Source organism: Stenotrophomonas sp. TWI169, from assembly GCF_039674705.1.
Classification (GTDB): Bacteria; Pseudomonadota; Gammaproteobacteria; order Xanthomonadales; family Xanthomonadaceae; genus Stenotrophomonas; species Stenotrophomonas maltophilia_P.
The window spans coordinates 57,076-78,556 of sequence record NZ_JBDJOB010000020.1 but is presented as its reverse complement, the minus strand read 5'-3'; the positions used below and the strand labels follow the sequence as shown (position 1 = coordinate 78,556).

Below are 21,481 nucleotides of genomic sequence, written 5' to 3'. Positions count from 1 at the left end.
CCCCCCGGGGCCGGGGCGCCCCCGCGGCCGCCGCCAGGCCCACCGCCGTAGGCCTGGACAGCCTGGCCAGCGGCAGCAATGCCGCAGCGGTGGGCAGCAACGCACAGGCCACGGGTGAAAACAGTGCGGCACTGGGCAACGGTGCGGTTGCCAGCGAGATCGGCAGCACGGCGACCGGCGCGGGTGCACAGGCCACGGCGGTGTACAGCACCGCCAATGGCTCGGAGGCGCTGGCCAGCGGTGCGCAGTCGCTGGCCAGCGGCTTCCGCAGCGCGGCGTCGGCCGATGGCACCACGGCGGTCGGTGGTTACAGCGAGGCAACGGGTCGCCTCGGCACCGCGCTCGGCTATGGCACCGCCGCGACCGGCGCCAACACCACGGCCGTCGGCTTCGGTGCGGCCGCGGCTGGTACCGGAGCCGTGGCGGTGGGCCAGTCCAGCGAAGCCAGTGGCGAGGAGAGCGTCGCCATCGGTGGCAGCACCTTCTTTGGTCTGATCCCGGCCCGCGCCAGCGGCTACGGCGCTGCGGCGTTCGGTGCGGGCGCATGGGCCACCGACGACTACGCGACCGCCATCGGCTGGAACTCGTGGGCCGACGCAGCTGATTCCACAGCACTGGGCGCCAATGCCACCGCCAACGGCAGCAACAGCGTCGCCCTCGGTGCTGCATCGAAGGCAGACCGCGACAACACGGTGGCGGTTGGCAGCACGGGCAGCGAACGCCAGGTCACCCATGTCGCCGCAGGTACCGAAGGCACCGATGCGGTCAACAAGGACCAGCTGGACGCCGTGGCGTCGGTGGCCGAGAACACCAGCCGCTACTTCCAGGCCAGTGGCAGTGCCGACAGCGACGCCGGCGCCTATGTGGAAGGTGACAACGCGCTGGCCGCCGGCGAAGCGGCCAACGCGATCGGCAATGGTGCCACCGCACTGGGCAGTGGCGCGACGGCGGTCGCCGCCAATGCCGCTGCCGTGGGCTTCAACGCGGTGGCGACGGGTGAGGATGGCGTGGCCATCGGCAACAGCGCCAGCAGTACCGCTGGCGGCGCGATCGCCCTCGGTGCGCAGAGCAGCAGCACCGGGCCGGCCAGCGTCGCCCTGGGCGCGCAGTCGGAAGCGGAGGGCATCGGTGCCGTTGCGGTAGGTGGCATCGCCCAGGCCAGCGGCCTGGCCGCCACCGCCGTCGGTTACGGGGCCACGGCCGACGGTCGCGAAGCGACTGCGGTCGGCAACTTCGCCTATGCCAATGGCTGGCAGTCCACAGCCTACGGTGCGGGTGCCACGTCCAGCTTCTTCGGCACGGCCCTGGGCAGTGGCGCGCAGGCGGCCGACGTCGCCACGGCGGTCGGCCAGGGCACCACCGCGCAGATCGCCGGTGCGGGTTTCGGCGTACAGGCACGCGCCGGCGAGTACGGTACCGCGCTCGGCAACAACGCGGCCACCGGCCTCAATGGCGTGGCGGTGGGCTTCAACGCACTGGCCGGGCAGGATGCCAACAGCGTCGGCAGCGGTCAGCACACTACCGCCATCGGCAGCGAGGCGTGGGCGACCGAGGACGGGGCCACCGTGGTCGGCTACAACAGTTACGCGCAGGCAACCAATGCCACGGTGCTGGGCAGCAACACCTGGACGACCAAGGCCGCCGACAACAGCGTCGCGCTGGGTGCCGGATCGCTGGCGGATCGTGCCAACGCGGTATCGGTCGGTGCGGCGCAGGACTGGGTTGATGCGGCGGGCGTTACCCACAGCGCGATCAACCGCCAGGTCACCAATGTCGCGGCCGGTACCCAGGCGACCGATGCGGTGAACAAGGGCCAGCTGGATGTGGTGGCGGCCACCGCCGATGCCACCGGCCGCCACTTCCGTGCGACCGGTACCGGGACCGCCAGCGCCACGGGCAGCAACGCGGTCGCCGTCGGTTCCGGTGCCAGTGCCAGCGGCAACCGCAGCAATGCGCTGGGCAGCAGTGCCAGCGCCATCGGCAATGCGGCGCTGGCCGTCGGCGCCAACGCCGGCGCGACCGGTGCGAACTCGGTGGCGCTGGGCAGTGGCGCGCGCGCGCTGGACGCCAATGTGGTGTCCGTCGGCGGTGGCAACGGTACCGATGGTCCGGCGACGCGCCGCATCGTCAACGTCGCCGACGGTCGCATCGCCGCAGGCAGCAGCGACGCGGTCACCGGTTCGCAGCTCAACGTCACCAACCAGCGCGTCGGTGCGGTGGAAACCCGGGTCGGCGATTTCGATTCGCGTATCGCGACCGTGGAAACGTCCACTGCCAATGCGGTCGGTTATGACGACGCCAGCCGCGACCGGCTGACCCTGGCCGGCATCGAGGGCACCACGATCGACAATGTCGGCGCCGGCAGCATCGCCGCAGGCAGTCGCCAGGCGATCAATGGCGGTCAGCTGTTCCAGTCGCTCAGCGATGCCGCCAGCTTCCTCGGCGGTGGCGCCAGTGTCGGCATGCAGGGTGTGTTCGTCGCGCCGAACTACGTGATCCAGGGCGCCAGCTACAGCAATGTCGGCGATGCGCTCGGCGCACTGGACCGCAAGGTCAGCGAGATCGACCAGCGCACCGGGGGGGCGCACCGCTCCCGCACCGCCAGCCTGCGTTCGACCAGCACGCCGCTGGAAGGGGGTGCCGGCAGCCTGGCCGCGGAGACGGCCAGCGCCGATGCCGTCCCCACCGTGGCCACTGCCAGCAGCGCCCGGGTACAGGGCGCGCCGACCGCCGCCGCAGCGGGCTCGGGCATCCCGGTCGCCACACCGGCAGCGGGTTTCAACGCGGTCACCGTGGGAGAGGGCGCCGTTGCCAGCGGCGCGTCGTCCACGGCCATCGGCCAGGGGGCCAGTGCGACGGCCGCCAACGCCGTGGCGCTGGGCCAGGGCTCGGTTGCCGATCGTGCCAACACCGTCTCTGTCGGCAGCGAAGGCAACGAGCGCCAGGTCACCAATGTCGCGGCCGGCAGCGCTGCCACCGACGCGGTCAACAAGGGTCAGCTGGACCGTGGTGTCGCCACGGCCAACAGCTACACCGATGGCCAGGTGAAGGCCGTGACCGACAGCTTCGATGTGTTCAAGGGCGAAGTCGATGGCCGCCTGCGTCATATGGACCGTCGCATCGATCGTCAGGGCGCGATGAGCGCGGCGATGCTCAACATGGCCACCAGCGCCGCCGGCATCCGTACCCAGAACCGGGTCGGCGTCGGTGTCGGCTTCCAGGGCGGCGAGTCGGCGTTGTCGCTGGGTTACCAGCGTGCAATCAGCGACCGCGCCACGGTCACCTTCGGCGGTGCCTTCAGCAGCGACGACAGCTCGGTCGGCGTTGGTGCCGGCTTCGGCTGGTAAGCCACTCCATCGCGCCGGCGGCCACCCACGCCGGCGCCACACCCGCAACGAGGGCCTGGGGGGAGGTCACGGCAATCCCGGCTGGGCCGGCCGGGAGTCGTCAAGGAATGATGGCCGCAGTGTTGGTTCGATCCATGACCCAGAAGAGGAATTTCGACGTGATCAAGAAGCAGAACCTTCGCATCAACGTGCTTGCCGCCGCTGTGCTGTCGATGACCGCGGTCGGTGCCGTCCATGCCGCCGGGTTGCCGACGCAGGAACCGGCACGCCAGGCGCGCACCGCACAGCCGGGCACCGACCGCATCATCGTCAAGTACCGCGCCGGCACGGCCGCTGCGCTGGATCGTTCGGCCAAGCTGTCCACGGTGCAGTCGGCGCTGACCCGCGCCAGCCTGTCCGGCGGCACTGCGCGCGCCAGTACCCTGGGCCCGCAGGTCGTGCGCAAGCTCGGCGTCGGCGCCGATGTGATCCGCCTGCAGGGCCGTCTGGCCCCGGCTGAACTGCAGCGCGTGCTGAAGGAGCTGAAGGCTGATCCGGCGGTGCAGTACGCCGAGGCCGACGTGAAGCTGCGCCGCAGCGAACTGCGTGCGGGCGATGTGCAGCCGGCGCTGGTGCCGAACGACCAGTACTACCAGCAGTACCAGTGGCACCTGCACAACGCGACCGGCGGCATCAACGCGCCGGCGGCCTGGGATGTTTCGCAGGGCGAGGGCGTGGTGGTGGCGGTGCTCGACACCGGCATCCTGCCGCAGCACCCGGATCTGGTCGGCAACCTGCTGGAGGGCTACGACTTCATCAGCGATGCCGAGACCTCACGTCGCGCTACCGACGACCGTGTACCGGGCGCACAAGACTATGGCGACTGGGTCGAGAACGACAACGAGTGCTACACCGGTTCGCTGGCTGAAGACAGCTCCTGGCACGGCACGCACGTCGCCGGCACCGTGGCCGAGCAGACCAACAACGGTGTCGGCATGGCCGGCGTCGCGCACAAGGCCAAGGTGCTGCCGGTCCGCGTACTCGGCAAGTGTGGCGGCTACCTCTCCGACATCGCCGACGCCATCACCTGGGCCTCCGGTGGCACCGTGACCGGCATTCCGGCCAATACCAACCCGGCCGAAGTCATCAACATGAGCCTGGGTGGCAGCGGCAGCTGCGATGGCACCTACCAGGATGCGATCAATGGCGCGATCTCGCGCGGCACCACGGTCGTGGTGGCCGCCGGCAACGAGACCGACAACGCGTCCAATTACCGTCCTGCCAGCTGCGCTGGTGTGGTGACGGTGGGGGCCACCCGCATCACCGGCGGCATCACCTACTACTCCAACTACGGCACCCGCGTCGATCTTTCCGGCCCCGGTGGTGGTGGCAGCGTGGACGGGAATCCGGGTGGCTATGTCTGGCAGGCAGGTTCCGACGCGGCGACCACGCCGGATTCGGGCAGCTACAGCTACATGGGCATGGGCGGTACCTCGATGGCCTCGCCGCACGTCGCGGCGGTGGCGGCACTGGTGCAGAGCGCGTTGATCGCCGATGGCAAGGAGCCGCTGGCTCCGGCAGCCATGCGTACCCTGCTCAAGGAAACCGCACGCCCGTTCCCGGTGGCCATCCCGTCGGCGACCCCGATCGGTACCGGCATCGTCGACGCCAAGGCCGCACTGGCCAAGGCGCTGGAGGAACCGTGCACCGAGGACTGCGGCCCGGTAGCCACGCCGCTGACCAACAAGGTCGCTGTCGGCGGCCTGTCCGGTGCGACCGGCGGCAGTGCCCTGTACAGCTTCGAAGCGGTGGCGGGCAAATCGCTGAGCGTGATCACCTACGGTGGCAGTGGCAACGTGTCGGTGTACCTGGCCCAGGGCCGCGAGCCCAGCGCGAGCGACAACGATGCCAAGTCCACACGTGCGGGCAACGCCGAAACCGTGCGCGTCAACAAGCCGGTGGCCGGCACGTACTACGTCAAGGTGGTGGGTGAAGCCGCCTACAGCGGGGTGACCATCCTCGCCACGCAGTAATGCCATCGCACTGTCGTAGATGAACTGGCGACGCCCGTCACCCCGCGGTGGCGGGCGTTGTCATTTTTCGAAAGGCGGCGCGATGGCGGCGGAAACCACGGCTTAACTGCTAAAGTCGGGCCGATCGACAGGAGAGTCACGTGAACGCGCTCGCTGCAACCACTGCCGACGACGCCGAGAGCCGCATCCTGGATGCGCTGCTGGCGCGTGGGCGGCTCAAGGAAGGAGACCTGGCCCGGGCGCGGCCGCTGCATGCCGAGGCCGGCGGCAGCCTGCTCGGCCTGCTGGTGCGCCTGGGACTGGTGTCCGAGCGGGACCAGGCGCAGGCCAGCGCGGATGTGCTGGGCCTGCCACTGCTGGAAGGCAAGCAGGTGCCCGAGACGCCGCCGCAGTCCCTCGCCGAAGGCCTGCCGCTGTCGCTGCGCTTCCTCAAGCAGTTCCACGTCTGTCCGCTGGCGCTGGATGAACACGGCGTACGGCTGTGGTTGGCCGATGCCCACGACGTCTACCCGCAGCAGGCCGTGCAGCTGGCCCTGGGCGTGCCGGTCACGCCGGTGCTGGGCATGCGGGCGGAGATCGACGATCTGGTCGAGCGCTGGTTCGGCCAGGGCCGCAGCGCGATGGGGGCGATCGTGGAAACCGCTGATGGTGAAGGCGGCGCGGTGGACGACATCGAGCATCTGCGTGACCTGGCCTCGGAAGCGCCGGTGATCCGCCTGGTCAACCTGGTGATCCAGCGCGCGGTGGAACTGCGTGCCTCCGACATCCATGTCGAACCCTTCGAAAGCCGTTTGAAGGTCCGTTACCGCGTCGATGGCGTGCTGGTGGAGGGCGAGAGCCCGCCCGCCAACCTGACCGCCGCGGTCATCAGCCGCATCAAGATCATGGCCCGGCTCAACATCGCCGAGCGCCGCCTGCCGCAGGACGGCCGCATCATGCTGCGCGTGCAGGGCAAGGAGCTGGACCTTCGCGTCAGCACGGTACCGACCGCACACGGCGAGAGCGTGGTGATGCGCCTGCTTGACCGCGAAACCGTGGTGTTCGATTTCCATCGGCTTGGCTTCACCGATGCATTCCTGCCGCAGTTCCGCAAGGTCCTGGAGCAGCCGCACGGCATCCTGCTGGTGACCGGCCCGACCGGTTCGGGCAAGACCACGACGCTGTACACCGCGTTGAGCCAGCTCAATACCGCCGACGTCAAGATCATCACGGTCGAAGACCCGGTCGAGTACCAGATCGAAGGCATCAACCAGATCCAGGCCAAGCCGCAGATCGGCCTGGACTTCGCCAATGCGCTGCGCAGCATCGTGCGCCAGGATCCGGACATCATCATGATCGGTGAAATGCGCGATCTGGAGACCGCGCGCATCGCGATCCAGTCGGCGCTGACCGGCCATCTGGTGCTGTCCACCCTGCACACCAACAATGCCGCCGGTGGCATCACCCGGCTGCTCGACATGGGTGTGGAGGACTATCTGCTGACCTCCACCATCAACGGCATCCTCGCGCAGCGTCTGGTGCGCCGTCTGGAACGGACCCACGCCGAGCGCTACCTGGCGTCGCCGGAAGAGATCGATCGTTTCGAGCTGCGCCGCCTGCAGCCGGAGGGGGCGATTCACCTGTACCGGCCGCGCCCCTCGGCACTGGCACCGACCGGCTACCTGGGCCGCACCACCATCATGGAATTCCTGGTGATGAACGACGCGCTGCGGCGCGCGGTGATGCGCCGCGATGGCATGGGCGAGCTTGAGCGCATCGCGCGCGAAGGCGGCATGCGCACCATGTACGAGGATGGCCTGGCCAAGGCCCTTGCCGGGCAGACGACCATCGAGGAAGTCCTGCGTGTGACGGAGGAGAGCTGATGCGCGCCGGAGCCCGGGGCTGACATGCCTAACTACCGCTACAAGGCCCTCAATCCGCATGGCGAGATCTTCGACGGGCAGATGGAAGCGGCCAGCGAGGCCGACCTGATCGCGCGCCTGCAGGACCAGGGGCATCTGCCGATGGAAACCCAGCTGGCCGATGCGGGCTCCATCGGGGGGGGCAACTGGCGCAACCTGTTCCACCAGCGCCCGCTGCAGGGCCCGGCGCTGCTGCAGTTCACCCAGCAACTGGCGACCCTGCTCGGTGCCGGCCAACCGCTGGATCGCGCGCTGTCGATCCTGCTGGGCCTGCCCGAGGACGAGCGCTCGCGTCGTGCGATCACCGACATCCGCGACGTGGTGCGCGGTGGTGCGCCGCTGTCGACCGCGCTGGAGCGCCAGCATGGCCTGTTCTCGCGCCTGTACGTGAACATGGTGCGTGCCGGCGAGGCCGGCGGCAGCCTGCATGAGACCCTGCAGCGGCTGGCCGATTACCTTGAACGCGCGCGTGCGCTGCAGGGCAAGGTGATCAATGCGCTGGTCTACCCGGCCATCCTGCTGGTGGTGGTGGGCGGCGCGCTGCTGTTCCTGCTGGGTTACGTCGTGCCGCAGTTCGCGCAGATGTACGAGAGCCTGGACGTGGCGCTGCCGTGGTTCACCAACGCCGTGCTGCAGCTGGGCCTGTTCGTGCGCGACTGGTGGATGCTGCTGCTGGTGGTACCGGGCGTGCTGGCCCTGCTGTTCGAGCGCAAGCTGCGGCAGCCGGCCTTCCGGCTGGCCCTCGACGGCTGGCTGCTGCAACGGCGCAGCATCGGCCGCCTGCTCGGCGAGCTGGAAACCGCACGGCTGGCGCGCACGCTGGGAACGCTGCTGCGTAACGGTGTGCCGCTGCTGGGTGCGCTGGGCATCGCCCGCAACGTACTGGGCAACCGCGCGCTGGCAGCCGACGTGGATACCGCCGCCGACGAGGTCAAGAACGGTGCGGGCCTGTCGCTGGCACTGTCGCGCGGCAAGCGCTTTCCGCGGCTTGCCCTGCAGATGATCCAGGTCGGCGAGGAATCCGGCGCGCTGGACACCATGCTGCTGAAGGCGGCGGATACCTTCGAGCAGGACAGCGCCCGGCGCATCGATCGCCTGCTGGCGGCGATGGTCCCGGCGATCACCCTGGTGCTGGCTTCGGTGGTCGGTGCGGTCATCGTCGCCGTGCTGGTCCCGCTGTACGACCTGACCAATGCCATCGGTTGACGATGGACTCTTCCGCACTTCGACCCAACGCAACCGAAAGGACCGATCATGATCGCTAACCGTCGACCCATCCGCCTGTCCTTCACCGCCGCGCGGCACCAGTCGGGCATGAGCCTGCTGGAGATCATCATCGTCATCGTGTTGATCGGCGCGGTGCTGACCCTGGTGGCCAGCCGCGTGCTGGGCGGTGCCGACCGGGGCAAGGCCAACATCGCCAAGGCGCAGGTGCAGACCGTGGCATCCAAGATCGACAACTACCAGATCGATACCGGCAAGCTGCCGGGCGCGCTCACCGATCTGGTGACCGCACCGGCCGGCGTTGGCGGTTGGCTCGGCCCGTACGCCAAGCCGGCCGACCTCAACGATCCGTGGGGGCACGCGCTGGAGTACCGCGCACCCGGCGAAGGCCAGCCGTACGAGCTGATCAGCCTGGGCAAGGACGGCAAGGCCGGTGGCAGCAGCGTCGATGCCGACATCCGCTACCAGCCGTAATCCCGCATGACGTATTTCCTGCCGCGCCGGTTGCCCCGACCGCGCCTGCACGGCAGGCGCCCGGCGGGGCTGTCGCTGCTGGAGATGCTGCTGGTGATCGCGCTGATCGCGGCCATCGGCCTGATCACTGCGGCGGGACTGTCGCGTGGCTTCGCCGGCATGCAGCTGCGCAGCGCCGGCAAGGACATCGCCAACCAGCTGCGCATGGTGCGTGCACAGGCGATCGCGCGCGGCGAACCGCAGCGGTTCGTGATCGAGCCGGCACGGCATCGCTGGCAGGGGGCGAACCAGCGCCAGGGTGAACTGCCGGCACAGTTGACGGTGCGTTTCGAAGGTGCGGCGCAGCTGGCCACTGCGCCGGGGCAGGGTGTGATCGAGTTCCATCCCGATGGCGGTTCCAGTGGCGGCCGCATCCGCCTGCAGCGTGATGCCGCTGAATGGCGCATCGATGTCGGCTGGTTGACCGGTGAAGTCCGCTCCGGCCCATGGCAGGCGCAGTGATGCGGCGCGCGCGCGGTTTCACGCTGCTGGAGGTGATCGTGGCCTTCGCTCTGCTCGGGCTGGCGCTGACCCTGCTGTTGGGCAGCCTGTCCGGCGGTGCCAGGCAGGTGCGCGAGGCCGAACTGCGCACGCGCGCCGTCCTGCATGCGCAATCGCTGCTGGCTGCGGCGGGCGTGGATGCGCCGCTGCAGGTGGGGCAGCAGCAGGGCGACTGGGAAAACGGGCGCTATCGCTGGGAGCTGCAGGTGCAGCCCTGGACCGAGCCACGCGCCGGCAACGCCGCGGCCACGCAGTCGCCGGGTGCCCCGTGGCTGGCCGAACTGCAGTTGCAGGTGCGGTGGGGCGATGGCGAGCGCGAACAGCTGCGCTGGCGCAGCCTGCGCCTGCTGCCGCCGGACCTGGAGCGCGCGCGATGAAGCGGAGCGCTGCGGGATTCACTCTGGTTGAGGTGATGCTGGCGACCGTGCTGCTTGCCGGTGGCCTGGCGCTGGCGTTCGCCAGCGTGCGCTCGGCGATGGCGGTCAGCCAGCGGGGTGAACAGATCGCCGCCGAAAGCGAGCGGATGCGCGCGGTGCAGGCCCTGCTGCGGCGACAGCTGGCCGGGGCGATGCGCAGCCCGCTGGAAGTGCCTGACCCGACCCGCGAGCCGGTGTTCTTCCAGGGCGAAGAGCAACGGATGCTGTTCGTCGCCGATCTGCCAGGCTACCTCGGACGCGGCGGGCCCTATCTGCATGCGCTGCAGGTGGACGGCAAGGCCGGGCAGCAGCGTCTGCTGCTGGACCTGGTCCTGCTGCAGGAGGGCGAGCGCATCGCCGAAACGCCACCACGCCCGCCCGAGGTGCTGGTGGATGGCCTGCAAGCAGTGGAGATGCGCTATCGCGGCATCGATGCCGGCAGCGGGCAGATGACCGAGTGGCTGCCGCGCTGGGAAGACACCCGTCGCCTGCCTCTGCTGGTGGAACTGCGGATCGTGCCGGTCCGTGGTGCCGCATGGCCGCCCCTGGTGGTGGCCCCCCGCCTGGGCGGCGGTGGAGGGGGGCGTTGATGCGGTCGCGCGGGGCCGCACTGGTGCTGGTGCTGTGGTTGATCGCGCTGATGACCGCACTGGTCGGCGCGTTCGCGCTCAGCGCCCGCGTCGAGCATCTGCAGGAGCGCGTGCTCGACGACGATGCACGTGGCCAGGAGCGTGCTCGTGCGGGACTTGAGTACGCACTGATGCGGCTGTCACCGGATCCGCTGCGCGCGCCGTGGCAGGCCGATGGTCGCACCTATCGCTGGCAGTTCGACGGTGCCCGCATCGAGATCCAGGTGCTGGACGAGAACGGCAAGATCAACCTGAACCTGGCCGACGTGGCGCTGCTGACCGCATTTCTGCAGGCACTTGGCGAACCGGTGGACAACGCGCGCCAGCTGGCAGGCGCGATCGTCGACTGGCGTGACGAGGACAGCCTGCTGCAGCCCGGCGGCGGTGCCGAGGCACAGGATTACGCTGCGGCCGGGCTGCCGTATGGGCCCCGCAACAAGCGCTTCGAGACGCTCGGCGAGCTGCAGCGGGTGCTGGGCATGAACGGGCCGCTGTACCGGAAGATGCTGCCGCACCTGACCCTCTACAGCCGCCAGGCACGACCGGATCCGCGATTCGCCAGCGCTCCCGTGCTGACCGCGCTGGGCCTGGATGCCGACCTCGTGCTGGCGCAGCGGAACCAGCCGGAGCGTGACGGCGATCCGGCGGATGGATCTTCAGCGCTTGCCAGCAGCAGCGGCACCTATAGTATCGAGTCCCGTGTCATCGACGGCAGTGGACGCAGGTCGGTGTTGCAGGCAGTGGTTCGCAATGGCTCCGGGGGGATTCCCGGGCGGTCCTACACAGTGCTTCGCTGGGAGCAGGGAATGACGGCAAGATGACGGCTTGGCAGGACAGTCTGCGGCAGGTGCAGGGCCAGATCGGTCCTGGCGCCGGCCGTTTCCTGCGCTGGTGGCGGCACTCGTTGCTGGCGTGGGTGCCGGCGCGCTGGCAATGGGCGCTGGGCTGGGCCCAGGCACGGTTGCTGCTGCAGCGCGAGGGTGACCAGCTGCAGGTCTGGCGCGAAGCGGGCGAGCGCCGCGAGGCGGTGGTCACCCTGCCGTGGCCCTCGTCTCCGGCCGCACTGGATCGCGTGCTGGAGCCGCGCCTGCGCAGCCTGCCGCGATTCTGGCTGCTGCCGGTGGAACGGGTCCTGCGTCGCACCCTGCGGCTGCCGGCGGCGGCCGGCGACCGGCTGCACGCGGTGGTCGGTTATGAGATCGACCGGCAGACCCCGTTCGAGGCCAGCCAGGTCAGCTATGACGTGCGTGAACTGGGCGCGGCAGGGGAAGGCCAGCTGCAGGTCGAACTGGTGGCCTGGCCGCTGCGCCAGATGGAGGCCTGGCGTGCCAGCGTGGGCGAGTGGGGCGACGCCCTGGCCGGCGTCGACGCGATCGATGCACAGGCTGGCACGCTGCATGTCAACCTGTTGCCGCCGGCCCAGCGCCAGTCGCGGCCCGATCCGATGCGGCGCTGGAACCTGCTGCTGGCCCTGGCCGCGCTGGTGATGCTGGTACTGGCTGGACTGCAGTTGCTGGACAACCGCCGCGCCGCCGCCGACGCACTGCGTGCGGACGTAGAACGCAGCGCGCGCAGTGCCCGGGGTGTAGCCAGTGAACGCGCCCAGCTGCAGGCACTGATCGACGGCGCGGCCTTCCTGGAGTCGCAGCGCCGCCAGCATGCCGGCACGGTGGAAATCTGGAACGAGCTGACCCGCCGTCTGCCTGAAGGAACCTATCTGGAGAAGCTGGCCATCGAGAACAACGGTCTGCAGCTGATCGGGCTCAGCCGCGAAGCCTCGCAGCTGGTGCAGCTGCTGCAGGATGCTCCGCAATGGCGCAAGGTCAACCTGACCGGTGTGCTGCAGGCGGACGGCGCCGGCAGCGGCCGGGACCGCTTCACCATGACTGCCGAACTTCAGCCGTTGCCCGCGGCGGCACCGGCAACGCCGACAGCAGCGACTCCGGAGGCGGCCGATGCCAAGCGCACGCCGTGACCGCTGGCTGGCGCTGGCGCTGCTGCTGGCGGTGCTGGGCCTGGCTTACCTGTTGCTGGTGCACCCTTGGTTCACCCAGCCGCTGCGCGAGATCGATGCCGATGTCGCGGCCCTGCGCGAGCGCCAGCAGCGCGTGCAGGCGCAGCTGCAGCAGCAGCCCCAGATCGAACAGCGGCTGCGCGCCACCCGTGAAGCCTTGCAACGGCAACCCGGCTTCCTGCAGGAGGCCACTGCCGAAGCCGCGGCCGCCGCGCTCGGCGCGCGCCTGCAGGATGCGGTGGCCACTGCAAGCCCCGGCAACCGCAGCTGCACCATCAGCAATCGCACGCCGCTGACCGACAATCGCCGTGATGCCGAGTTCGTCCGTGTCGCCATGCAGGTACGCCTGCGCTGCGGCGTGGCGGAACTGGCGACCGTGCTGCACAGCCTGGAAACCGGCAGCCCGCGGTTGTTCGTGGACAACCTCAATCTCATCGCGCAGCGCTTCCAGCAGTCGCCGAACGAATCCGGGCTGGGCCTGGACGTCTCCTTCGAACTGGCCGGCTACCTGTTGCCCGGTGCCGCCAGTGGCGCTGCGGCAGTACCTCCCGCAGCGGAGCCCGCCGCGGCCGCCCCGGCCCCGGTCGAGCCGCCGCCACCGGCGGCCGTCGAGGGAGAGGAGGTCGCCGATGAAACGTGAGCCCATCAGCCTGCGCACCGGTTTCCTGCTGGCCCTGGCCGGCTGGTCCGCGGCGGTATGGCTGGCCACCGGTTTCGGACTGGGCAGTCGCCTGCCGGCCGGCGGGGCCGACGCCGACCCCGCGGCAGCACTGCCGGTGCTGCCGGCGTTCGCTCCGGAACGGATGGCCAGTGCGGACAGCTACAGTGCCATCGCCGCGCGTCCGCTGTTCGCCGAAGACCGCAGGCCGCGCCCTTACCTGCTGGGCGGCAGTGAACCCAGCGCCAGTGCCGCATTGCGCCTGACCGGTGTGCTGCTCACGGACGACTTCGGCCTGGCCACGTTCAGTACGGAGCAGAACCGCTCGCTGCGCCTGCGCCTCAATGGTGACGCGGTCGACGGTTGGCAGCTGGTCGCGCTGCAGCCCCGCCAGGCGACGGTGATCGGCCCGGGCGGCAGCCAGGTGCTGGAACTTGCCGTGTTCAACGGGCAGGGCGGGGAGCCACCGACGGTCCTGCGCGGCAGTGCCGGTGCACCCGCACCGGGCGTGCCGGTGCCACCGCCGGTAGTGCCGCTGCCGGCGCAGGCCGCGCCGGCACAGGCGGCGACCGCACCGCAACGTGCAGCCGACGCCACACCCGCGCCGGCGTCTGCTGCCGCACCCCCGCCGCCGGCCAACAGCAACGGGCCCAGCGAAGCGCAGATGCAGGCCATCCGCGAGCGCATCCAGGCCCGCCGCCGCCAGCTGCAACAACAACAGCAACAGCAACAACAGTCGCCGCCGCCTTCGGGCAATGGCGCCAACCGGTAGAGTGAGAGCATGAGCCTGCGTTTTCTTCCTTGGTCCTTCGTGCTCGCGCTGCTGGTGGGCTGCGGTACCGTCTCCAGCCCCCATGTGCAGCGCAAGGGCGCCCTGCAACCTGCGGCCAGCGCCGGCCAGGCCGCAGCGGACGTCCAGGCCGATGCGGCGGCCGACAGCCAGGGGGCACCGCAGGCGGTCATCCGCCGTGGCACCGGCACGATGATCAATCGCGAGGCCGCGCGCGCACCGTCGCCGGCATTGCATGCGGCCGGCACCGGCAGCGCCACGTTCAACTTCGAGGGCGAATCGCTGCATGCCGTGGTCAAGGCGATCCTCGGTGACATGCTGGGCCAGAACTATGTGATCGCGCCGGGGGTGCAGGGCACGGTCACGTTGGCCACGCCCAAGCCGGTCTCGCCGGCACAGGCGCTGAACCTGCTGGAGATGGTGCTGGGCTGGAACAACGCGCGCATGGTGTACAGCGGTGGGCGCTACAACATCGTTGCCGCCGACCAGGCGCTGGCCGGCACTGTCGCGCCGAGCACCGCACCGGCCTCCAGCGCGCGCGGCTTCGAGGTCCGGGTGGTGCCGCTGCAGTTCATCTCCGCCACCGAGATGAAGAAGGTACTTGAGCCGTACGCGCGGCCCAACGCCATCGTCAACGTCGACAGCGGCCGCAACGTGATCACCCTCGGCGGCACCCGTGCCGAGCTGGAGAACTACCTGCGCACGGTCGAGATCTTCGATGTGGACTGGCTGTCGGGCATGTCGGTGGGCGTGTTCCCGATCACGTCCGGCAAAGCCGAGCAGGTCGCCAGCGACCTGGAGAAGGTGTTCGGCGAGGAGAGCAAGACGCCCAGCGCCGGCATGTTCCGTTTCCTGCCGCTGGAGAACGCCAACGCGGTCCTGGTGATCACCCCGCAGGTGCGCTACCTGGACCAGATCCAGCAATGGCTGGACCGCATCGATACCGCGGGTGGCAGTGCCCGCCTGTTCTCCCATGAGCTGCGCTACATCAAGGCGCGCGATCTTGCCGAGCGGCTCAGCGAGGCGTTCGCCAGCAGCGGCAAGCGGGGCGGCTCAAGCCCTGCATCGCTGGCCCCGGGTGCCATTCCGTCGCAGCTGGACAGCGACAGCGACCGTGGCATGGACAACAACAACAACAGCAGCAGCTTCGGCTCGACCCTGGGCAGCAGTTCCAGTGGCGGCAATGGCAGCTTGAACCTGCCGCAGCGCCAGTCCGGCAACGTCAGCGTCAGCCTGGAAGTGGAAGGCGACCGGGTCGGCGTGTCGGCAGTGGAGGAAACCAATACGCTGCTGGTGCGCGCGACGCCGCAGGCCTGGCGCTCGATCCGCGAAGTGATCGAGAAGCTGGACGTGATGCCACTGCAGGTACACATCGAAGCCCAGGTGGCCGAGGTCGCTCTGGATGGCGACCTGAAGTACGGCGTGAACTGGTTCTTCGACAACGCCGTGGCCGGGCGTGCACTGACGGGAGCCTTGAGCGGTGTGACCCTGCCTGCCGCGGCGGGTGGCTCCTGGAGCAGCTTCGCCGGTGCCGCGACCGGCGGCGAAGGCCTGGGCTGGGCGTTCACCGGCCACAATGGTGCAGCGGTGGTGAGCGCGCTGGACAAGGTCACCGATGTGCGACTGCTGCAGACCCCGTCGGTGTTCGTGCGCAACAACGCCGAGGCCACGCTCAACGTGGGTGACAAGGTGCCGATCAGCACCACCACGGTGAACACCGGCGTCGGCACCAGCAGCTACAGCTCGGTGCAGTACATCGATACCGGCGTGATCCTGAAGGTGCGCCCGCGCGTGACCCGAGACGGCACGGTGTTCCTGGACATCGTGCAGGAAGTCAGCAGCGCGTCGGACGTGCCGGAGAACTGCAATCCGCAGGAGCGCAACTGCAACCCGCGCATTTCCACCAAGAAGCTGGCTACCGAGGCCGCCGTACAGAGCGGCGACACCATCATGCTGGCCGGTCTCATCACCGACTCGGCCACCGACGGCAGCAGCGGCATTCCTGGCCTGAGCCGGATTCCGGTGATCGGCGCACTGTTCGGGCAGAAGAGCCGCACCAGCCGTCGTTCGGAGGTGATCGTGCTGCTGACGCCCAGCATCGTTCGCAATGCGCAGGAAGCGCGCACGCTGACCGACGAGTACAGCGAGCGTTTCCGGGCGATGGAGCCGCTGAACCAGCCGCGCGCAAAGAAGTAGAGGGTTACGGCGGGGCGACACCCGCCGTTTCCATGAACCCCGCTTCGGCTCCGGCCTCTGCACGTGCCGGGTGCAACCCGGCCAACACCCTCCCGGTGCTACGCTGTGGCCACCGACAACCACGGAGGCGGGATGGGGGCGATCGTGTTGTTGCCGCTGTGCGTGGACGATGCGGCGCTGGACCGGTGTCTGGCCGCACTTGATGCCGGTACGGCACCGGGTACCGCGGTCTGGTTGGCCGACGATGCCCAGACCGGACCACGCGCTCAGGCGGTCGTCGAGCACTGGCTGGCGAACACGCCACTGCAGGCCGAGTACACCCGCCGCGCCCGGCCGCTAGGCGAGGTGGCCCATCTGGATGAAATGCTGCGTGCCTGCGAGGGGCTCGATGTGGCCGTGCTGGCACCGGACAGCGTACCGGCGCCGGGATGGCTGCAGCAGCTGCAGGACGCCTTCGCCCGCGATGCGGCCATTGCCACCGCCACGCCCTGGTGCAATGCAGGCGAGACCGCGGCCTGGCCCCGGCTGGGCGAGATCAATGCCGAGCCCACCGATACTGCGCTGCTGGCGCAGACCTGCGCCGCACTGCCGACCCTGCACCCGGAGCTGCCATCGGCGGTCACGCATGCGGTACTGGTGCGCGGCAATGCACGTCGCCGTGCCGGCGGACTGGACGTGGAAAGCTACGCCGGCTGGAACGCTGCGCTGGTCGATCTGAGCCTGCGCATGGCGGGCCTGGGCTGGCGCAACGTGCTGTGCGAGAACGCGTTCGTCAGCCGCGCCGGCGAAGCGGTCAGCCGCGATGGCGATCTGGAGGCGTTGGCCGCGCGGTGGCCTGGCTGGGTGCCACGCCTGGCCGACTTCCTGATGCACGATCCGCTGCACGAACTGCGCGCGGACCTGCAGCAGCGGATGCAGCAGGCGATAATGCCGCGCGAACAGGGCGATCTGTTCGTCCCGTCCGCGTCGGAGCCAACCGCTTGAATGCCGCCATTGCCGCCATCGTCGTTACCTACCAGAGCGGCAGCACCATCGATGCCTGCCTGTCGCGGCTGCGCCAGTCGCAGGATGTGGCGGAAATCCGGGTGATCGACAACGGTTCGGTGGATGGCACGCTGGACATCGTGCAGCGGCACGCCAGCCACGACCCGCGCGTGCGCTTCATCGGCAACCCGGACAATCCGGGCTTCGCCGCCGCCAACAACCAGGGCGCGGCCGATTCGCACAGCCCGTGGCTGGCGTTCATCAACCCGGACCTGATGGTCGAGCCGGAAACCCTGGCCAGGCTGCGCGACCGCGCGCACGTGCTCGGTGACTGTCTGCTCGGGGTCGAGCAGGTGGATGAGCACGGCCATGCCGATGAGGCGGTGCGCCGCCGTGATCCGGATTTCCTGGCCATGCTGCGCTCGCCGGGCAGCGGCTCGAAACTGGCGATTCCGCGCGATCCGGCACAGACGCTGCAGCCGGTGCCGGCGCTGTCCGGCGCGCTGCTGCTGATGCCGCGGACGCTGTTTGATCGTCTCGGTGGCTGGGACGCCGGTTACCGGTTGCACGCCGAGGACCTGGACCTGTGCCGGCGCGCGCGTGAGGCGGGCGCGGTGGTGGCGATCGCCAACGACCTGCAGGTCACCCATGTCCGCGGCGTGTCCAGCCGTTCGCGGCCCTTCTTCGTCGAGTGGCACAAGCACCGCGGATTGTGGCGTTACTTCCGCAGGTTCGAGGCGCCACAGCGCTCGTTGCTGGTGCAGGTGGCGGTCTGGGGGGCGATCTGGGCGCACGCGCTGCTGCTGGTGCCGAGACTGCTGCGCAGATCCCTGTAGTGTCGAGCGTGTCCGGCGGCGGCGCGCATGGGCGGGCCCCCCGGTTCACCCCGCCGGGCGCATAATCCGCCTCATGCCTATCATCCAGTCCCTGCTCGACACCGATCTGTACAAGTTCACCATGATGCAGGCGGTGCTGCACCAGCACCCCGGCGCCCAGGTGCAGTACCGGTTCAAATGCCGCACGCCCGGCATCGACCTGGCCCGCTTCATCGACCAGATCGATGAAGAGATCGACCACCTGTGCAGCCTGCGCTTCAGCGACGCCGAGCTGGATTACATGCGTGGCCTGCGCTTCGTGAAGCCCGATTTCGCCGATTTCCTCGGCCTGTTCCACCTGGACCGCAAGTACATCCAGCTGCGTGCCTCGACCCGGGTGCCCGGCGAGATCGAACTGGACATCACCGGGCCCTGGCTGCATACGATCCTGTTTGAAGTGCCGCTGCTGGCCATCATCAACGAAGTCTGGTTCCGCAACACCACCACGCCCGACTTCGCCGAGGGCGAGCGCCGCCTGCAGGCCAAGGCCGCGCTGCTGCGCGACACCCCCGGCTTCGAGCAATGCCGCATTGCCGACTATGGCAGCCGCCGTCGCTACTCGCGCGACTGGCATGCGCGCCTGCTGCCGCTGCTGCGCGATGCGCTCGGCCCGCAGCTGGTCGGCACCAGCAACGTGCATTTCGCCCGGCTGTACGGCATGACCCCGCACGGCACGATGGCGCACGAGTACCTGCAGGCATTCCAGGCGCTGGGGCCGCGGCTGCGTGATTCGCAGGTGGCGGCATTGGAGTCATGGGCACGCGAGTACCGCGGTGACCTGGGCATCGCGCTGTCCGACGTGGTCGGCCTGGACGCCTTCCTGCGCGACTTCGACATGTATTTCTGCAAGCTGTTCGACGGCGTGCGCCATGACTCGGGCGATCCGTTCGACTGGGGTGACCGCATGCTGGCGCATTTCCAGCAGCGCCGGGTCGATCCGCGCAGCAAGGTGCTGGTGTTCAGCGATGGGCTCGACATCGCCAAGGTGATGCGCCTGTACGACTATTTCCGCGGTCGCTGCCAGGTGGCCTTCGGCGTCGGCACCCACCTGACCAACGATCTGGGCCCGACGCCATTGAACATCGTCATCAAGATGGTCCGCTGCAACGGCCAGCCGGTGGCCAAGCTCAGCGATTCGCCGGGCAAGAGCATGTGCGACGACCCCGGCTACCTGGCCTACCTGCGTCAGGTCTTTGAACTGCCGGACCCGGCTTAAAGGTAGTCGACCACCACCAGGTAGGCGCCCCGCAGCGGTTGCTGCTGCGGCGCTTCCACGCGGTAGCGCTCGGAGAAGGCGATGTCGCCGACGCGCATGGCGCTGGCCGACACGGCCAGCTGCTGGCCATGGCGCTTGCCATCGCGCAGCGTCGCGGCCTGGCTGTCGCCCACCGCGGTCACCGCCACCGTCGAGCCCTTGGCCGACGGCGGGCAGGCCGCCAGGCTCAGCTCGCCCTGGGACAGGGCCGTCGTGCAACCCGGCTCGGCGATGCGGCCGCTGAACCGGATGCTGCCACTGCTGGCCTGGGCCAGCGCACTGACGGACATCAGGGCCACGCACAGCAGAAGGGAAGTCCTCATGACACGTTCTCTGGTTCGGTGTGTCCTAGTTAGCGACAGCTCCGGACGGCCTTTAATAGGCAAAATCCGAATCTGCTAGGGCCATCACCAACAAAGAGTGATGCGCATCAAGTAAGGCGCTGGCCGCCTGAAAACAGCCTCTTTCAGGCGCGCCCGCCACCGGGGTCGAAGACGTCATCTGCTGTCGTTCCCCCACCTTTGCCGGCCCGCGCCAACTCCCCATCGGCCGCCAAGCCAAAAGTGCGTATCACGTCACATTTGTGGCGTCAATAAACCATTGTTCAGAAAAATAATGGGACTTTCATCACAGTTCTGCATATACTTGCGTCACGGATTCAGGGGTAGGTATGTCCGAATCCGGCCACAGGTGAGACGCAAGGATGGGTCTTGAAGCCCGGCAGTGCTCCTTGCTTCCTCCTCTACTTCCATCTCTTCAGTAGGGTTAGGTAAAAGCAATGCACAAGATCAACATCATCGCGGCTCTCATGCTGGCCGCTGCTCCGCTGGCCGCCAACGCTGCCGACGGCACCATCACCTTCAATGGCAAGGTGACCGACAAGACCTGCACCATCTCGACCCCGGGCGGCAAGGACTTCGCCGTTACCCTGCCGACCGTGTCCAAGAACACCCTGGCCACCGCCGGTGCCGTCGCGGGCCGTACCCCGTTCGCCATCAACCTGACCAAGTGCAGCGCCGGCAACGTCGCCACCTACTTCGAGCCGGGTTCGACCGTTGACTTCAACAGCGGCCGCCTGATCAACCAGGCTTCGGCCAACGCTGCCGGCAACGTGCAGCTGCAGCTGCTGGGCTCGAACAACCAGTTCCTGCCGGTGAAGGCCGCAGGCACCGGTCTGGCCCAGGACAACTCGCAGTGGGTGACCGTTGCCACCGACGGCACCGCCAACCTGAACTACTACGCCGAGTACTACGCCACTGCCGCCGCCACCCCGGGCGACGTCACCAGCAGCGTCAAGTACACGATCATCTACAACTGATCATCGCCGTACCCGCACTGGCCGGCGTACGCGCCGGCCAGCGCTCCGCGGCCCCTGGCCACACACCTCGAGCGTAGTACTTCCGATGAAAGCTCTCTTTCCCCGGGCGCTGCTGCTGGCAGCGTCGACGCTGCTCTTCTGCCAGGAAGCCATGGCAGGCGTGGTGGTCAATGGCACGCGTGTGATCTATCCGGCGCAGTCGCGCGAAGTCACCGTGCAGGTCGACAACGTGGGCGACTCGCCCGCGCTGGTGCAGGCCTGGATCGACAGTGGCGACGCCAACCAGACGGCCGACACCAGTGATGCCCCGTTCGTGCTGACGCCGCCGATCAGCCGCGTCGAGCCGGGCCGCAGCCAGGCGCTGCGCCTGATCTTCTCCGGCGCGCAGCTGCCGACCGATCGCGAGTCGGTATTCTGGCTGAACGTGCTGGATGTGCCGCCGTCGCCGGACAACGCCGAGAACGGTGAGCAGAACTACCTGCAGGTCGCGTTCCGTTCGCGCCTGAAGCTTTTCTATCGGCCGCAGGGCCTGAAGGGCGTCGCCAACGACGCACCGGCAGCCCTGCGCTGGACCCGCAGCGGTGACCGCCTGCGGGTGGAGAACCCGAGCCCCTTCCACGTGACCCTGGCCGAAGTGCATGCCGTGACCGGCAGCAGCGAAAAGGCGGTCGAGGACAAGGGAACGATGGTCGCACCGAAGCAGAACCTGGAGTTCGCCGCACCGGCGGGCACCACCGAGGTGCGCTTCATCACCATCAACGATTACGGCGGTCGGGTGGAGCACAAGGTCCGCCTCGACAGCACCGGGGGCTGAACGCGCCGCGCTGGCCAGGGCCTGCGCATCCCGC

Annotated in this window: 19 protein-coding genes; 18 read left to right on the top strand and 1 reads right to left on the bottom strand. The window is 68.9% G+C overall.

From position 1 onward, the window contains the following. The 16 genes from ABE543_RS15045 to pncB all read left to right on the top strand — a co-directional run. A partial coding sequence (locus tag ABE543_RS15045; protein WP_346475852.1) for a YadA-like family protein occupies positions 1-3,347 on the top strand: 3,347 nt, incomplete at its 5' end. A 158-nt stretch (positions 3,348-3,505) separates the two neighbouring features. Then, positions 3,506-5,359: a S8 family peptidase gene (locus tag ABE543_RS15040; RefSeq protein ID WP_065182835.1), complete on the top strand. Its 1,854-nt coding sequence runs from the start codon at positions 3,506-3,508 to the stop codon at positions 5,357-5,359. Between the two features lie 140 nt (positions 5,360-5,499). Further along, a complete protein-coding gene (gene gspE / locus ABE543_RS15035; RefSeq protein WP_346475851.1) occupies positions 5,500-7,221 on the top strand; it encodes a type II secretion system ATPase GspE in 1,722 nt (573 codons plus the stop codon). A 24-nt stretch (positions 7,222-7,245) separates the two neighbouring features. Continuing rightward, positions 7,246-8,466 (top strand): type II secretion system F family protein, encoded by a 1,221-nt coding sequence (locus ABE543_RS15030; protein WP_263177271.1) that lies wholly within the window; start codon positions 7,246-7,248, stop codon positions 8,464-8,466. Between the two features lie 48 nt (positions 8,467-8,514). Beyond that, positions 8,515-8,958, top strand: coding sequence for a type II secretion system major pseudopilin GspG (gene gspG, locus ABE543_RS15025; RefSeq protein WP_053520019.1), 444 nt, complete (start codon positions 8,515-8,517; stop codon positions 8,956-8,958). Positions 8,959-8,964: 6 nt separating this feature from the next. Continuing rightward, positions 8,965-9,459 (top strand): GspH/FimT family pseudopilin, encoded by a 495-nt coding sequence (locus ABE543_RS15020; RefSeq protein ID WP_074901860.1) that lies wholly within the window; start codon positions 8,965-8,967, stop codon positions 9,457-9,459. Continuing rightward, the gene (locus tag ABE543_RS15015) at positions 9,459-9,875 is read left to right on the top strand and encodes a prepilin-type N-terminal cleavage/methylation domain-containing protein (protein ID WP_053520017.1); all 417 of its coding nucleotides are present in this window, start codon (positions 9,459-9,461) and stop codon (positions 9,873-9,875) included. Before ABE543_RS15020 ends, ABE543_RS15015 begins: the two co-directional genes overlap by 1 nt. Further along, a complete protein-coding gene (locus ABE543_RS15010; RefSeq protein WP_128989080.1) occupies positions 9,872-10,504 on the top strand; it encodes a type II secretion system protein J in 633 nt (210 codons plus the stop codon). The genes ABE543_RS15015 and ABE543_RS15010 overlap by 4 nt, the downstream gene beginning before the upstream one ends. Then, entirely contained in the window at positions 10,501-11,364 is an 864-nt protein-coding gene (locus tag ABE543_RS15005) for a general secretion pathway protein GspK (RefSeq protein ID WP_164151717.1), read from the top strand. The genes ABE543_RS15010 and ABE543_RS15005 overlap by 4 nt, the downstream gene beginning before the upstream one ends. Then, positions 11,361-12,518 carry a PilN domain-containing protein gene (locus tag ABE543_RS15000; protein ID WP_346475850.1) on the top strand — a complete coding sequence of 386 codons (1,158 nt, stop codon included), beginning with the start codon at positions 11,361-11,363 and terminating at the stop codon, positions 12,516-12,518. The genes ABE543_RS15005 and ABE543_RS15000 overlap by 4 nt, the downstream gene beginning before the upstream one ends. After that, positions 12,499-13,197 carry a type II secretion system protein GspM gene (gspM, locus tag ABE543_RS14995; protein ID WP_346475849.1) on the top strand — a complete coding sequence of 233 codons (699 nt, stop codon included), beginning with the start codon at positions 12,499-12,501 and terminating at the stop codon, positions 13,195-13,197. Before ABE543_RS15000 ends, gspM begins: the two co-directional genes overlap by 20 nt. Then, complete coding sequence (locus tag ABE543_RS14990; protein WP_346475848.1) at positions 13,187-13,987, top strand: hypothetical protein; 801 nt, start codon at positions 13,187-13,189, stop codon at positions 13,985-13,987. The genes gspM and ABE543_RS14990 overlap by 11 nt, the downstream gene beginning before the upstream one ends. A gap of 9 nt (positions 13,988-13,996) precedes the next feature. Continuing rightward, positions 13,997-16,201, top strand: a complete 2,205-nt coding sequence (gspD, locus tag ABE543_RS14985) for a type II secretion system secretin GspD (protein ID WP_346475847.1) — start codon at positions 13,997-13,999, stop codon at positions 16,199-16,201. A gap of 132 nt (positions 16,202-16,333) precedes the next feature. Beyond that, positions 16,334-17,185 (top strand): glycosyltransferase, encoded by an 852-nt coding sequence (locus tag ABE543_RS14980; RefSeq protein ID WP_111186329.1) that lies wholly within the window; start codon positions 16,334-16,336, stop codon positions 17,183-17,185. After that, a complete protein-coding gene (locus ABE543_RS14975) occupies positions 17,182-18,021 on the top strand; it encodes a glycosyltransferase family 2 protein (RefSeq protein WP_111186328.1) in 840 nt (279 codons plus the stop codon). Before ABE543_RS14980 ends, ABE543_RS14975 begins: the two co-directional genes overlap by 4 nt. A gap of 73 nt (positions 18,022-18,094) precedes the next feature. Continuing rightward, complete coding sequence (gene pncB / locus ABE543_RS14970) at positions 18,095-19,276, top strand: nicotinate phosphoribosyltransferase (RefSeq protein ID WP_053518866.1); 1,182 nt, start codon at positions 18,095-18,097, stop codon at positions 19,274-19,276. On the opposite strand, the gene ABE543_RS14965 is transcribed toward pncB, so the two are convergent. Further along, positions 19,273-19,638 (bottom strand): hypothetical protein, encoded by a 366-nt coding sequence (locus ABE543_RS14965; protein ID WP_053518868.1) that lies wholly within the window; start codon positions 19,636-19,638, stop codon positions 19,273-19,275. The two genes, pncB and ABE543_RS14965, sit on opposite strands and share 4 nt — an antisense overlap. A gap of 455 nt (positions 19,639-20,093) precedes the next feature. Here ABE543_RS14965 and ABE543_RS14960 point away from each other — a divergent pair, with 455 nt between their 5' ends. Continuing rightward, positions 20,094-20,633, top strand: a complete 540-nt coding sequence (locus ABE543_RS14960) for a fimbrial protein (RefSeq protein WP_053518870.1) — start codon at positions 20,094-20,096, stop codon at positions 20,631-20,633. A gap of 85 nt (positions 20,634-20,718) precedes the next feature. Continuing rightward, the gene (locus ABE543_RS14955) at positions 20,719-21,447 is read left to right on the top strand and encodes a molecular chaperone (RefSeq protein ID WP_053518872.1); all 729 of its coding nucleotides are present in this window, start codon (positions 20,719-20,721) and stop codon (positions 21,445-21,447) included. Positions 21,448-21,481: the final 34 nt, after the last annotated feature.

What these genes read in the sequence shown, in the direction of transcription:
- ABE543_RS15030 (WP_263177271.1), top strand. Translation starts at nt 7,246, where the DNA reads ATGCCTAACTACCGCTACAAGGCCCTCAATCCGCATGGCGAGATCTTC.
- gspG (WP_053520019.1), top strand. Translation starts at nt 8,515, where the DNA reads ATGATCGCTAACCGTCGACCCATCCGCCTGTCCTTCACCGCCGCGCGG.
- ABE543_RS15020 (WP_074901860.1), top strand. Translation starts at nt 8,965, where the DNA reads ATGACGTATTTCCTGCCGCGCCGGTTGCCCCGACCGCGCCTGCACGGC.
- ABE543_RS15015 (WP_053520017.1), top strand. Translation starts at nt 9,459, where the DNA reads ATGCGGCGCGCGCGCGGTTTCACGCTGCTGGAGGTGATCGTGGCCTTC.
- ABE543_RS15010 (WP_128989080.1), top strand. Translation starts at nt 9,872, where the DNA reads ATGAAGCGGAGCGCTGCGGGATTCACTCTGGTTGAGGTGATGCTGGCG.
- ABE543_RS15000 (WP_346475850.1), top strand. Translation starts at nt 11,361, where the DNA reads ATGACGGCTTGGCAGGACAGTCTGCGGCAGGTGCAGGGCCAGATCGGT.
- gspM (WP_346475849.1), top strand. Translation starts at nt 12,499, where the DNA reads ATGCCAAGCGCACGCCGTGACCGCTGGCTGGCGCTGGCGCTGCTGCTG.
- ABE543_RS14990 (WP_346475848.1), top strand. Translation starts at nt 13,187, where the DNA reads ATGAAACGTGAGCCCATCAGCCTGCGCACCGGTTTCCTGCTGGCCCTG.
- gspD (WP_346475847.1), top strand. Translation starts at nt 13,997, where the DNA reads ATGAGCCTGCGTTTTCTTCCTTGGTCCTTCGTGCTCGCGCTGCTGGTG.
- ABE543_RS14980 (WP_111186329.1), top strand. Translation starts at nt 16,334, where the DNA reads ATGGGGGCGATCGTGTTGTTGCCGCTGTGCGTGGACGATGCGGCGCTG.
- pncB (WP_053518866.1), top strand. Translation starts at nt 18,095, where the DNA reads ATGCCTATCATCCAGTCCCTGCTCGACACCGATCTGTACAAGTTCACC.
- ABE543_RS14965 (WP_053518868.1), bottom strand. Translation starts at nt 19,638, where the DNA reads ATGAGGACTTCCCTTCTGCTGTGCGTGGCCCTGATGTCCGTCAGTGCG.
- ABE543_RS14960 (WP_053518870.1), top strand. Translation starts at nt 20,094, where the DNA reads ATGCACAAGATCAACATCATCGCGGCTCTCATGCTGGCCGCTGCTCCG.
- ABE543_RS14955 (WP_053518872.1), top strand. Translation starts at nt 20,719, where the DNA reads ATGAAAGCTCTCTTTCCCCGGGCGCTGCTGCTGGCAGCGTCGACGCTG.